General features: G+C 50.6%; 7 protein-coding genes and 1 tRNA gene. 3 read left to right on the forward strand and 5 right to left on the reverse strand.

The genetic code is table 11. The features are described 5' to 3' along the window. Positions 1 to 68: 68 nt before the first annotated feature. Both tgt and queA read right to left on the reverse strand, forming a co-directional pair. Positions 69 to 1,193, reverse strand: a complete 1,125-nt coding sequence (tgt, locus tag QSV34_RS01385) for a tRNA guanosine(34) transglycosylase Tgt (RefSeq protein WP_502928978.1) — start codon at positions 1,191 to 1,193, stop codon at positions 69 to 71. A gap of 125 nt (positions 1,194 to 1,318) precedes the next feature. Further along, the gene (gene queA / locus QSV34_RS01390; protein ID WP_289151460.1) at positions 1,319 to 2,368 is read right to left on the reverse strand and encodes a tRNA preQ1(34) S-adenosylmethionine ribosyltransferase-isomerase QueA; all 1,050 of its coding nucleotides are present in this window, start codon (positions 2,366 to 2,368) and stop codon (positions 1,319 to 1,321) included. Between the two features lie 97 nt (positions 2,369 to 2,465). Here queA and QSV34_RS01395 point away from each other — a divergent pair. Continuing rightward, positions 2,466 to 2,552, forward strand: a tRNA-Leu gene (locus QSV34_RS01395). A 315-nt stretch (positions 2,553 to 2,867) separates the two neighbouring features. Here QSV34_RS01395 and QSV34_RS01400 read toward each other — a convergent pair. Next, a complete protein-coding gene (locus QSV34_RS01400) occupies positions 2,868 to 8,876 on the reverse strand; it encodes an autotransporter domain-containing protein (protein ID WP_289151332.1) in 6,009 nt (2,002 codons plus the stop codon). A 63-nt stretch (positions 8,877 to 8,939) separates the two neighbouring features. Then, a complete protein-coding gene (locus tag QSV34_RS01405) occupies positions 8,940 to 10,010 on the reverse strand; it encodes a TIGR03032 family protein (RefSeq protein ID WP_289151334.1) in 1,071 nt (356 codons plus the stop codon). A 225-nt stretch (positions 10,011 to 10,235) separates the two neighbouring features. Between QSV34_RS01405 and QSV34_RS01410 the strand changes: the two genes are divergently transcribed. Beyond that, positions 10,236 to 11,966, forward strand: a complete 1,731-nt coding sequence (locus QSV34_RS01410; protein WP_289151336.1) for an ATP-binding response regulator — start codon at positions 10,236 to 10,238, stop codon at positions 11,964 to 11,966. Positions 11,967 to 11,980: 14 nt separating this feature from the next. On the opposite strand, the gene QSV34_RS01415 is transcribed toward QSV34_RS01410, so the two are convergent. Next, positions 11,981 to 12,622 (reverse strand): response regulator, encoded by a 642-nt coding sequence (locus QSV34_RS01415; protein WP_289151338.1) that lies wholly within the window; start codon positions 12,620 to 12,622, stop codon positions 11,981 to 11,983. A gap of 718 nt (positions 12,623 to 13,340) precedes the next feature. Here QSV34_RS01415 and QSV34_RS01420 point away from each other — a divergent pair. Further along, a complete protein-coding gene (locus tag QSV34_RS01420) occupies positions 13,341 to 13,802 on the forward strand; it encodes a Fur family transcriptional regulator (protein WP_289151340.1) in 462 nt (153 codons plus the stop codon). The last annotated feature ends 5 nt before the right edge of the window (positions 13,803 to 13,807 follow it).

Consider the following 13,807-nt stretch of genomic DNA (forward strand, 5'->3'; position numbering starts at 1 on the left):
ATGACGGCCTAGCCTAGTAACGACAAAGCGCCGAATTATAGTGCAAGGTGCGGTCTATTGGTGGCTTTTCAAGTGTTGGCTTGATCTTCCGAGCGCAAATAGCCGGTGGTAGCGTAAAAATCATCCACAAATGCCTCTAATTCACCGGCAGCAATAGCATCCCTTAACCCCTGCATCAGGGTTTGGTAGTAGTGAATGTTATGGATAGTGGCCAATTGCGGCCCCAAAATTTCCCCGCACTTGTCCAAATGGTGCATATAGCTGCGACTGAAATTTTGGCAGGTATAGCAATCGCAGTTGGGGTCGATAGGGCCGGTATCGGTTTTGTTTTTGGCGTTGCGAATTTTCAACACACCCTGGCTGGTAAAGTAGTGGCCATTGCGAGCATTGCGGGTGGGCATTACACAATCGAACATATCCACACCCCGGCGCACCGCTTCGACAATGTCCTGGGGTTTGCCCACCCCCATCAAGTAACGGGGTTTGTGTTCCGGCATATGGGCCGTAAGACCGTCCAGCACCTTTAGCATCTCGTCTTTGGGCTCGCCCACTGACAGGCCGCCGATGGCGTAACCGTCGAAGTCGATTTTGGTCAGGCCATCCAGTGACTGCTGGCGCAAGTCGTTGTACATACCACCCTGAATAATGCCAAACAAGGCCGACGGGCTGTCACCATGGGCTTGTTTACTGCGCTGTGCCCAGCGCAATGACAGTTCCATGGAATCGCGGGCCTCCTTTTCCGTCGCTGGGTACGGAGTGCACTCGTCAAAGATCATCACGATATCTGAGCCCAGTTCCCGCTGTACCTGAATGGACTTTTCCGGGTCGAGAAAAATTTTGTCGCCGTTGACCGGGGACTGAAAGGTCACCCCCTCCTCAGTGATCTTGCGCAGCTTACCCAGGCTAAACACCTGAAAACCGCCGGAATCCGTCAGAATTGGCTTCTGCCATTGCATAAAGTCGTGGAGGTCGCCGTGCTGCTGCACCACTTCGGTACCGGGGCGCAACATCAAGTGAAAGGTATTGCCCAGCACAATTTGCGCGCCAGTGGCCTCGATGTCCCGGGGCAGCATGCCTTTAACGGTGCCATAGGTGCCTACGGGCATAAAAGCCGGGGTCTCTACCGTGCCACGGGGGAACTGCATACGGCCTCGGCGGGCCTGGCCGTCGCTGGTATCCAGCTCAAATTTCATAAAGCATTGGCGGGTCAAAATCTTTCTCCAATTATCCCTTAGCCCGGGTGCAGCTCAGCGAAACCCGGGGCCGCATTTGTAGCCACCGTTCTCCCGGGTTCCGCTGCGCTGCATCCAGCGCTACTCTATATATCTTCTTTTGGCGCATCCGGGTTACGGGTAATCAACATCGCATCCCCATAACTAAAAAACCGGTATTGTTGTGCCACCGCCTGTTGATAGGCATTCATGGTATGGCGATACCCGGCAAACGCGCTGACCAGCATAATCAACGTGGATTCCGGTAGGTGGAAATTGGTCAGCAGTGCGTCTACTACCCGGTACTCATAGCCTGGATAGATAAAAATATCGGTATCGCCACTGTAGGGCTCAATGGCACCGCTGGCCGCAGCTGACTCCAGGCAGCGCACACTGGTGGTGCCCACCGCAATCACTCTGCCACCTCGAGCCTTGGTATCGCGCACTTGCTGGCACACCTGCGCCGTCACCTCGACGACTTCCGCGTGCATATGATGGTCGGCAATATTATCCGCCCGCACCGGCTGGAAGGTGCCCGCTCCTACATGCAGGGTCACAAACGCCAGCTCAACCCCTTTGGCTTTGAGCTGCTGCAGTAATTCATCATCAAAGTGCAGCCCCGCCGTGGGTGCCGCAACCGCACCGGGGGTTTGCGCATACACAGTCTGGTAGCGCTCGCGATCATCATGGGTATCGTCACGGTCGATATAGGGCGGCAGTGGCATATGGCCAATACTTTCGAGCACCTCAAGGGCGCTACTGTCACCAGTGAACTCCAATTCAAACAGCTCACCCTGGCGGCCCAACATCTGAGCGCTGGCATCACCATCAAACAACAACCGGGTACCTGGCTTTGGAGATTTGCTGGCGCGCACATGGGCCAGCAAACGGCGGTCGTCCAGCAGACGCTCCACCAGTACCTCTACCTTGCCACCACTCTCTTTATTGCCAAACAATCGTGCCGGAATCACTTTGGTGTTGTTAAACACCAGCAAGTCACCGGGGTTTAGCTGATTCACAATATCCGGGAACTGCCGGTGGGCCAATTCTCCGCTAACACCATCCAGGCACAACAGGCGGCTACCGCGTCTTTCGGCAGCGGGCTGACGGGCAATTAGCTCATCCGGCAAGTGGTAGTGAAACTGATTTCGGCGCATGGTACCGGCAGGTTGTAAAAAGGGCCGCAAGGGTAGCGGAAAGTGGCAATTTTTTCCATTGACGACACAAGTGCCGCTGCTATAATCCCCCGCCTGTGCCAGAGTGGTGAAATTGGTAGACACGACGGATTCAAAATCCGTTGCCTTCACGGGCGTGCCGGTTCAAGTCCGGCCTCTGGTACCACTTAAACGTCCAGCAACATCCAAGGACATCCGAGAAAAGGCCTCAAGCCCCGAAATTAAAGGATTTGAGGTCTTTTTTTGTTCACAGATTTCCTTCGGCATCCAAAGTATTTGTCGGTGTTTTCAACGGTATAGTGATTCGTTTTGAAACAGATACCGTCACACGCCTCTGGTCAGCATTCAGATCAAGGAAGCCAAGCCCCACACCATCAGCTACAAGATGGCTGATGGTGTGGGTACTCTGCCTGATAGATATCAACGCCTCCAATCACTTTGGTAATACCCAAAGCGACCGGAGGCATCAAACGAGGATCAGTTAAAAGCGGTACTCAACTTTGGCAGCAGCACCGTAAGTATCAATATGACTACCAATACGCCCATGCAGGTTGATGCCTAGTGTTAAGCCTTTACCATTGTTCGCTTCAACGCCAACACGGGTATCCAGCAGATTTTTATCCCGGGAAAAACCCTGCTGGTAGAAGCGTTCGCCTGAGGCTAGCACCACATCAACTCTCTCTGCTTCACTCAGGTATTCGTGACTCCAGAGCAGGTGACCAGTAGCTGCAACATCCCAGCCATCAATTTTGAATGGCGCTGCCCCCATTAAACCTATTTCACTGGTCAACATAGCGGTGTCGGCATAATCTAACTGCAAATTCAGGCCGCCTTGTTCGGTGTAGCTATCAACGTTAAGTGCTTGATAGTGCACTTGAGCCACAGGAGTTAACGTCAGCCCACCCAGTTCGTAACGGTAGCCCCCTCCAATACTCACAGCCAGTAAATCTCCGTTAGTATCACCTGTAATCACACCGTTACCTAAAAAGGTCTCTTGACGAGTCAGGTTGTACTCAACATCCGAGTAGCTAAGGCTGGCACTAGCGTGCCAGCGATGTTTTTGATAACCAGCATAAACTGCCAGCTGATCGCTTTCAGTCTCGATCCGCTCGCCAGACAAACGATCATTGTCAACATCGCTGTAGCCACGACCAAAAGCTAAACCAACTTTCCAGTCATCAATTCTGAGGTCATAGCCCAATACGCCACCGCGAGAGTGCGCATCAAACCCTTCAACACCATTGATAGCTTGCTGTTGAGTATTATCGGTAAATGCCTCCACCCACAAACCATTGATTTGGCCACTTTCATGCTCAAAGACATCAGCCACTCGACGACCAATCAAAGCCATGGAGGCGTCATTCATTTGCATACCCGCATGAACAACAGCACCACTAACGGACGGGCTCAATTCACTGAGCAATTGTTCAAAACTATTGACATCTCCAGGTGTTAAATTACCCAAAAAGTCGACCGCACCATTGGTATTGCCACGAGCTACAAGGGAAGCAAGTGCATTACCGAATTGGGATATATTGCTGTCATCAGAGAGCGAACCCAAGTCGACCACTTCCGAGACAACCGATAAGCTTCCCCCCGTATTGGATAACGACAGATCAAACAGGAAATTATCATCTGCTAGTAGTGTTACGCCATTATCAATAATGCTGGATGCACTAATAAGCTCCTGTGACTGTAGCAGTTGGGCCAGGTCATCCGTGACTACGGTAATAGTACTGCCGCTGTTTAAGGTAACAGTCCCAGCCTGAGTCAACTGACCAGCATTGGCGTTGTTAACAACAAATTCCAAATTACCGTTGGAAACCAACGCGCCGGAGCCATTAATTGCACTGTCAAATGACAACGTAGCGCCGTTCTCAACAACCGTTGTGGTACTGGCAGTACTGAAGTTGCCTCTCTGGAACACTTTACCGCTACGAATAATGTAGTCCTCAACATTAACCACACCGTAGGAAACGAAATCGTTACTCGCACCCACATCGATGGTTACAACACCCTGACCAACCCCAGTAATCTGCCCGTTAAGAGATCCACCGGTGATATTCACAGTATCATCACCAGTCCCTAGCTCAATATCTCCCATGAAAGTGCCGGCAATCAGGTCAAATTGATCATCTCCGTCACCGAGCACAACGCCGCCGGTTGTCTGACCTGCGAACAGTACCGTATCACTGCCAGCCCCCAGCGTGATATCGCCTTGAATCAGTGCAGCTGATTGAACTTCTACACGGTTATCACCAGCTCCAAGGTTGATATTTCCGATGAATTGGCCGCCTGACAACGTGACCACATCGGCGCTACTACCAGCTGTTAAGTCGCCTGAAATATCTCCAGCCATATCAACAGTATTGACACCCTCTCCCAGTTGAATATTACCCGTGACTGAACCGGTAGACTGCACACTGAATCGGTCATCACCCGCATCAAGTAAAACATCTCCTACGGTCTGACCAGAAAACACCACAGTATCGCTACCGGACCCCAGCGTGATATCACCTTGAGTCAGTGCGGCTGACTGAATCTCTACTCGGTTATCACCCGCTCCAAGGTTGATATTTCCGGTGAACTGACCGCCTGACAACGTGATTACATCTGCACCAGCACCAGCGGTTAAATTGCCAGCAATATCGCCAGCCACATCAACGACATTGACGCCTTCACCCAGTTGGACATCACCCGTCACTGAACCGGTAGACTGCACACTGAATCGATCATTACCCGCATCAAGTACAACATCGCCTGTTGCCTGGCCGGAAAACAGAACCGTATCGCTGCCAGCCCCCAGCGTGATATCGCCTTGAGTCAGTGCGGCTGATTGAATCTCCACACGGTTATCACCCGCTCCAAGATTGATATTTCCAGTGAATTGACCGCCTGACAACGTGACAGCATCGGCACCAGCACCAGCTGTTAAATTGCCGGTCACATCGCCTGCTATCTCAACAGTATTGACGCCCTCACCCAGTTGAACATCACCCAAAATCGCACCAGTAGATTGCACATTCAGCTGATCATTACCGCCGCCAAGATCCACACTGCCGTTAATAGTACCAGCCACATTGAGCGTATCAGCGCTGGCGATATTGTCGCCGTTAGTGCGAATGGCCAAATTGGTGCCGCGCACATCCGCGCCCGCTGCCACGGTAATGATGGTGGGTCCGGTGCCGCTATTGCGCAGGTCCAAGCCGTCATCACCGGCGGTGATCGCACCATTCACCGTCACTGCCATAATGCTCGCAGTGGCATCATTCACTAAATGCACCGCATCACCGCTTGCTGCGTCGACGTGATTCACAGTCACGGAAGTTGCACCGGTGCCCGCATTGGTAAGCTGCACACCAGATTGACCAGACAGCCGGCCAGAGGCATTGATGGTTATGTCGGAAACAGTCGATGTGGTGGTAATGGCAATCGCATCACCGTCACCGCTGTTGTCACTGTCGGCGACAATATCCACCACGTTGACATTCAGGGCACCACTGCCGCTCTGGGAAAGATCCAAACCATCTTCAGCAGCAGTTAACAGGCCCGTAGCGGTCACCGCCATAATGCTCGCAGTGGCATCATTAACTAAACGCACCGCATCACCGCTTGCTGCGTCGACGTGATTCACAGTCACCGATGTTGCACCGGTACCCGCATTGGTAAGCTGCACACCGGATTGACCAGACAGCCGGCCAGAGGCACTAATGGTTATGTCGGAAACAGTGGATGTGGTGGTAATGGCAATCGCATCACCGTCACCGCTGTTGTCACTGTCGGCGGTAATATCCACCACATTGACATTCAGCGCACCACTGCCGCTGTGGGAAAGATCCAAACCATCTTCAGCAGCAGATAACAGGCCCGTAGCGGTCACCGCCATAATGCTCGCACTGGCATCATTAACTAAACGCACCGCATCACCGCTTGCTGCGTCGACGTGATTCACAGTCACCGATGTTGCACCGGTACCCGCATTGGTAAGCTGCACACCGGATTGACCAGACAGTCGACCAGAGGCATTGATGGTTATATCTGAAACGGAAGATGAGGTGGTTATGGCAATCGCATCACCATCACCGCTGTTGTCACTGTCGGCGGTAATATCCGCCACGTCGATATTCAGCGTGCCACTGCCTCTGTGGGAAATATTCAGGCCGTTCGCACCGGCAGTTAAAGCCCCGGTAGAGGTAACCGACATATCAGTGCTTTGATTACTAAAATATGTATTTATCGCATGAGCATCGGCGGTAATACGATTTACCGTAATCGCCAATTCACCGCTACCAAAATGGCCGGCGTCAATGCCATCATCACCGGCCTGAATATGCCCGTTTACCTTGATGGTGGAATTACCACCACGAACAACCGCATCGATGCCATCATTGCGGTCACCACCGGTACCGGGGCCAGCGATAATATCATTGACTTCAAGCGTCAAGTTTCCGCTAACGTTGTTATGATCGACACCAACACCTTCGCCGCCGGCATGAATCAGCCCCGTGACCGTGATATGCGTGTCACCACCACCGGTGTTGTGAGCGTCAACGCCTTTGTAACGAATTAAGTCTGTGGTCGGATTAGCAATCAACTCGTTGGCAACGATCACCAGATCGCCACTGCCTCTGTGATCAGCATTAATGCCATCACCGTCAGATTCCACACGGCCGGTCACGGTGATGCGGGTATCTACACCATTCTCGTTGCGAGCGTAAATACCATCATTTGCATCAGTGCCGCCTCCCGGTGTAGCTACCAGGTTATTAGCCGAGATCACTAAATTACCTGTGCCCAATTGTTCAGCATAAATGGCGCGCCCTAAAGAACCGCCTGTCACGGTTCCGGTGGCGGTAATTGACAGGTCAGCTCCGCGGTTTGTAGCGGTGATACCATCAACTTGAGTGGCAGTAGCGTCGTTAACATGAATAGACAAATCACCGGTGCGATTGTGCTCCGCATTAACACCGAACAGCACACCAGAGGCCGTGCCGGTCACGGTGATAGAAGCATCACCGCTCAGTTCAGCGCCACCAGTATAAGTAAAAAGGTCAATACCCGATCCATCGACTACAGCGGTAGCGTCATGAGCGTTGATCGTCACATCACCGGAACCGTTATATCGATAAACACTAATACCACCACGTGTGCCGGCTACTGATCCAGTGGTTGTGATCTCGATGTCACCCGAACTGTCATAAGTTTTAACATCGATGGCTTCACTTAGGCCATATACATTGTTCGCCGTCACAGAAATATCGCCCGATCCAGCTTCGCGCTCAATCTCAATACCTGTCCGCCCCCCGCGAACCTCCCCAGTGCTGGTGACACTGATATTGCCCGTGGCACCATCGCCATAGAGCCTAATTCCAGAGCGAAGATCACCGGTCGCATCGACCACGTTAACGGTGAAATCACCTTGTCCGCCATCCGCTATACCAACGCCATCTAACCGGCCGTGCACATGGCCCGTTGACGTCACATTGATACCCCCAGTGGAATATGATCCGTTTATACTTATACCTGTGCTCTGCACCCCCCGTACATCTACCGCATTGATCGAGAGCGCGCCGCCACCATAATTGTCAACAAGAATACCACTTCGCCTCCCGACCACTGAGCCTGTGGTTGTAATATTCAATTCACCGCCGCCGTAATGTTCCGCGTGAATCCCGTGGCCCGAATTTGAGGTGACATCATTGGCACTAATAATTAGGTCGGTACCCTGGCCCGCGCCAGAAGGCTGCAGGCTGGCAAAAATACCGGCATTCAAATCGCCCTCGACATTGCCGGCGCTGATATTTAGCTGCCCGGTTCCCGAGTGAGTTGCATTGATTCCCGCTTCGGCGCCAGTAACATTGGCGACATCGATCAACAAATCAGTGCCGTTGGACAATGAAGCGTCGATACCACCGCCATTTAAACCCACCAGTTCACCAGTGGCGGTAATCGTTAATTGACCAGTACCTCGGTGAGAGGCATCAATACCTACGGTGCCACCTATCACGGAATTGACATTAAGAATTAAATCGCTACTTGAGGCATTGCCCAGAGCACTGATAGCGATTCCATTCAGACCTGAGACCTGCCCCGTCGTGGTGATAGTCAACGCACCAGAACCGTTATTAGTGGCATCAATACCATTGGCCGCACCGCGAATGGTAGAGAGAAACTCATCAAAGAAAGTTAGGCTGCCAGTGCTATTGAGCACAAAAGCCGACGAGCCGCCGGTGGCAGAGGTATCAATACCAAAGCCATCGAGAGTAGTAACCGTCAAGTCTGTTCCCGACAGAGTCTGAGTCACATCCGTTGTTGAATTGGCGGGGCCAGACGCAGTGAAATTGGGCGAGCTACCACTGGTGCTGCCGGCATAGGCGACACGGCCATAACCACCACCAAAGAGGGCTGCAACAATTGCAGAGTTAAGCGCCAATTTATTAAAACGTCGGCTGGCTTTCCAAGGGTGCGATTGGCTGTATTGACTGTTCATAAATTTATTCCAGGTCCATAGTGTTGTTATTTTTCACTATCAAATGTGAAGGCAAATAGCCTATTAACTATTTGCCAAAGTAATCAGAGAAGCAGCTTCCGGGGTATTTGGGGGCACTGCCATCGGTGTAGATACACCTGGTATCACCTCCAGGTCATAGAGCTCACTCAGCTCACCGTCGATGCGCAGCCAATCCACACAGGAGCCGGTGGTAAGGTCAATAATCTGAATCCCACACCAGGGTTCGGAGTCAGCAGCCTGTAATTTTTCATCCAATTGCAGCCCTTCAAAACGCTTGTAGCGCGGCTTGGATAAACCAACAAAGGCGTAGTTGCCATGAAACGCCAACCCCCTCAAAAATCCTGGGCAGAACGCCCTAGGCTCAAAGACGCCCTCTTCTTCAGAGCCGCGTTTAACGACACCCAATTCGCCGGTACCGGAGTTAAGCAACCAAAGTTCGCCGTTGTGTAACCTTGGAGAGTGCGGCATAGAGAGACCACGACAAATAACTTCATTGCTTTGCACATCCAGCACAATGCCGCCATCAGAACGACGGTCACGCCAGCCATCAATGGTGTCGGATGCCGATACAGCTGTTACATAACGTGGAGAGCCATTTTCCATGGCTAGGCCATTGAGGTGGCAGCGATCTTCATCCACCAGTGCAGAGATAAAGGGCGGGCGCCATAACTCTTCGAAGCTGTGGCGATTTGATGTGGTTGCAATACAGTTATAACGGGTGTTGATAAATACCGCCTGACCGTCACTATTTACTCCCACATCGTGGGCATCCAACCGGCCAGTAATATTCACTACTCTGGGCACATAACAGGCGTCGAAGGTGTTGTTAACACGCTGATCGGAATCCAATACATTTTGGAATCGCATGATTTCGTAACCCGCAGAAAGGGTAAGGCCGCCCCCCTCCTCCAGGCACAAACCCATCGGGTTGGACATCACAGACTGATGGATATTGATTCCAGCACTCGCATTGCGACCAACCATGTAGAGGATATTGGACTGATAGGAAGTAAAAGCGAAAGAAACACCTAATCGGGAAAGAAGCGCAGACAAGCCACCTGACACAGAGTACTCGATACTGCTCGCAGTAGATTCTTCATTATTCTTTACCATCTGAGCACTGGACTCTCGAGCCCCAGTAGCAGACTCACCAGATACAGCTTGACCCAAAATACCGCCTCCCGTTAGGTAGCATCACCCCTGATTAGGGATCACCAATTCTGGCGCGAATCTACCATCGTCGATGCAAAACGGTGTCATACTTAAGTACCATCAAGCGTCGGCTAAAGCACTTACGATTGTGGTAGAGTCCAGTCGCCAGTTAACAGGAAAGGCCTGATGGTTCCACCCAAGAATGTACTGACACCACCAATGGAGGCTGAAAAGTACCGGCAGCTGATCGACATATTGGCTCGCCAAACCCAGCGATCCAGCTATATGATCGCCCCCTATCTGTTATTCCTAGCTTGGTTGGTATCTACTCATGTGCCAGCCTTTATGGCTGTGGCATGGTGCTGTACGTGGCTGATCAACTGGGGAGTAAGAGTGGCCGTGTTGCGCTTGATTGATCACAGAGTAAATGCTGATCGCGTGCACCGCTATCGTGAGCTTGCCATTCAGCTTTCAGTGTTGATTTCGGGCTTGATACTAGGCAGTGCGATCTGGCTTTTTGATGCCACAAAAGACATTGAATTGTTTGCCCTCCTCTTTATTGCTATCGCTGGCATGCCTGCCGGTGCAGCACCCACATTTTCTGCTCGCCCACATATCTGGCAGGCGTACGCCTATTCAATTCTAGGGATGATTGTCGCCAACTGTATCTATGAGGAATTGTTTGAACTGGCGGCATTGACCGCAATATATGCACTGGCACTAACCAGCATGAGCCGGGATATGAGAAAACGCATTGATGAGTCCATCAGCTTGGGGTTGATCAATCAGCAGCTGGTCTCCGAATTAACCGATGCTAAAGAGGAAGCCGAACGGTCCAATCTCGCTAAGTCCCAGTTTCTGGCCTCCGCCAGTCACGACTTGCGTCAACCCCTTCACGCCATGGGCATTTTGCTGGAAAACTTAAAGAACAACAGCAATCGCACCCCTTCTGATCCAGTTATAGATAAGTTAATGGCCTCAAAAAATGCCTTAAGCGGACTGTTTAATTCACTGCTTGATCTCTCGCAGCTGGACTCAGGGGCGATCAAGCCGCAGCTCGGCCATTACCGACTCAGCCAAGTATTCGAATCTATTGAGACGATTTTTACCCCCATTGCTCACAACAAGCAGCTATCGCTGGTGTTTGATCACAGTGAGCAGGTCGTATACACAGACCTGATATTACTGGAGCGCGTGCTCCATAACTTAGTCAGTAATGCTATTAAGTTTACCGAGGAAGGTAATATCAACATTACCGCATCCGGCCAAGAAAACTTGCGTATAACAGTAACCGATACCGGCATTGGTATTCCCTCACAAGATCAGCAGCGAATTTTCGATGAATACCTGCAACTGAACAATGACGCCCGAGACCGAAGCAAGGGAATAGGGCTGGGCCTGGCCGTAGTCAAACGGCTATGCACTCTACTGGGTTGCGAACTATCGGTAGAATCGACACCTGGACGAGGCTCCAGATTCCAACTGACTGTTGCTGAAGGAGATCTCGCAATGGTAACGGTCGAAAAGGATGGCATGGAGAGCCCCTCCATTGAAGGACTAAAAATCCTTATGATTGATGATGATCAGCCCATTCTCGATGCCATGAGCCTACTGCTAAACGACTGGAACTGCAGTGTTTGGGGCTTTACCTCTAAAGCAAAGGCACTCGCTGTACTGCAAAACGAGGAAATCGATCCGGATGTGTTAATTTGTGATTATCGATTAAAAGGCGAAAATGGCATTGAGGTTATCGATGCAATTCGGTCGATACTGGGCAAGCCGATTCCTGCGCTGATCATCTCCGGCGATACTGCTCCCGAAATTACCCAGCGAGCGCGGCAACACAAGCTATTCTTTCTTAACAAGCCGGTTAAAAGCCACCTGCTTGCCAATGTATTAGCTCGCATAACTCGCTGATAAGAAGCTTTCAATTATTTCAGAAAACCCAATCGCACAGCCTCAGCAACACAGGCTGTGCGATTATCGACATCAAACAAATTCATAATTTTTGAAACGTGCGATTTAACGGTGCTCTCAGATATACGTAAGCTGTCACCAATATCGGCATTGGAGTACCCATTAGCCAGCAACACCAGGATCTCCTTCTGCCGTGCACTGAGTACTGACTCAATGGCTCGATACTCCAACAACACTGAGTTTCGATACTGCTGCAGCGCCAATTCTACCGATGGAGGCAGATAAATCTGCCCGCATTGGATCGCGCGCAAGCACTCTGCCATCTGCGTTTTTGCCAAGTTTTTGGACAGGAATGCCGACGCCCCCAACTCCAGCACCTGATGAACATTTTCCGGAGTACTATACTCAGATACCACAATCACCGGCGCAGTAATCATCATCTCTGCATGTAGGTTGAGCATCGCTCGACCACATTCGCCAGGCATATTCAGATCCAGAAAAATCAAATCGATAGCGGCATTCTGCTCCAGAATGGCCTTTGCTTCCTTGACACTGTGGGCACTCAAGATCTCTACACCCTCCCAGAGGTCAGACAACATCAGCTGCAAACCGTCAACAAACAACGGATGGTCATCAACGATCAAAATGGTGTCCACTGCTACGTACACTCCTGTTACTGCTGGCCTCAAAAAAATCAGCAGAGCATTAGACACTGAAACAAATTAGATGCCAACTATTTTAAGAACCACGAACCAAGTTTCTACGGTTTCTCAGACATTTCTGCCTTTTATTTTAAGTGCAGAGCAGCTCTCGATTTGAAGCAACAGACTCTGGATGGACCGTCTCAATCACAAGGGTATTCATGCACAGCAGCATGATTTAGTCATAGTAATATATTCTTTGTGGATATATATGAAGCTTGACCGTATTTTTGACGGTACAACCTGCAACAATAAAAGTTTTTATGTTTATTTTTCAAATACATAGATCTATATTTCAAGTCCGGCCTCTGGTACCACTTCAACATCCAGTAACGATTATGGATGACCTGAAAGCCCCTTAAAATGGGGCTTTTTTGTGCCTGTAGCATTCTCCTACGTTCAGTAACAGTCACTGGCGTCTGGTGCGACTTTTGGTGCTATCTTGGCTCAAATCAGGCTTTGTAGCACCATGATGCCGACCGGTTTGGAACTGAAACAGGCGGCATGATGTGTATCTCAATTCATCATATTCACTCCGCTCAGGGCAGATTACTAGAGCACTTAAACTATCCACATAAATACCTTGCCCAAAGAATGATATAAGGTATCATTCGATAATAAGCAACGTTGACTCCCCTTGACAGTAAACATCGCCCTGCCCAGGTCATCATTTATGAATACGGTACAGGAAATTATTGATCACGCAGAAAACAGCTGCAAAACACGCGGGAGCAAATTAACCAGCAAACGCAAATGCGTGCTCTCTGCTTTATTGCAATCCAATAAAGCAATGTCTGCTTATGAGCTGGTTGACTACTGCAAGCAAGTGTATGACAAAACACTGCCCCCCATGTCTGTCTATCGTATTCTCGATTTCCTGCAAGAAGAGCACTTGGCCCATAAACTCAACATGGCAAACAAGTACATTGCCTGTTCGCACATCACCTGCAGTCACGGTCACGGAGTACCGCAGTTTTTAATCTGCAACAACTGCCAACAGGTAAAGGAAATCAGTGTGAATGAATCAACCATTGACACCTTGAAGCACGATATAGAGCAAGCAGGTTTCCAGATGGCGAGCCCCCGGCTGGAAATAAATTGCCTGTGCGGCCCCTGCAGCGATAAAGCCTCTTAAGATAT

Origin of the sequence: Porticoccus sp. W117 (genome assembly GCF_030341905.1) — a bacterium.
In the GTDB taxonomy this organism is placed as follows: Bacteria; Pseudomonadota; Gammaproteobacteria; order Pseudomonadales; family Porticoccaceae; genus SCSIO-12696.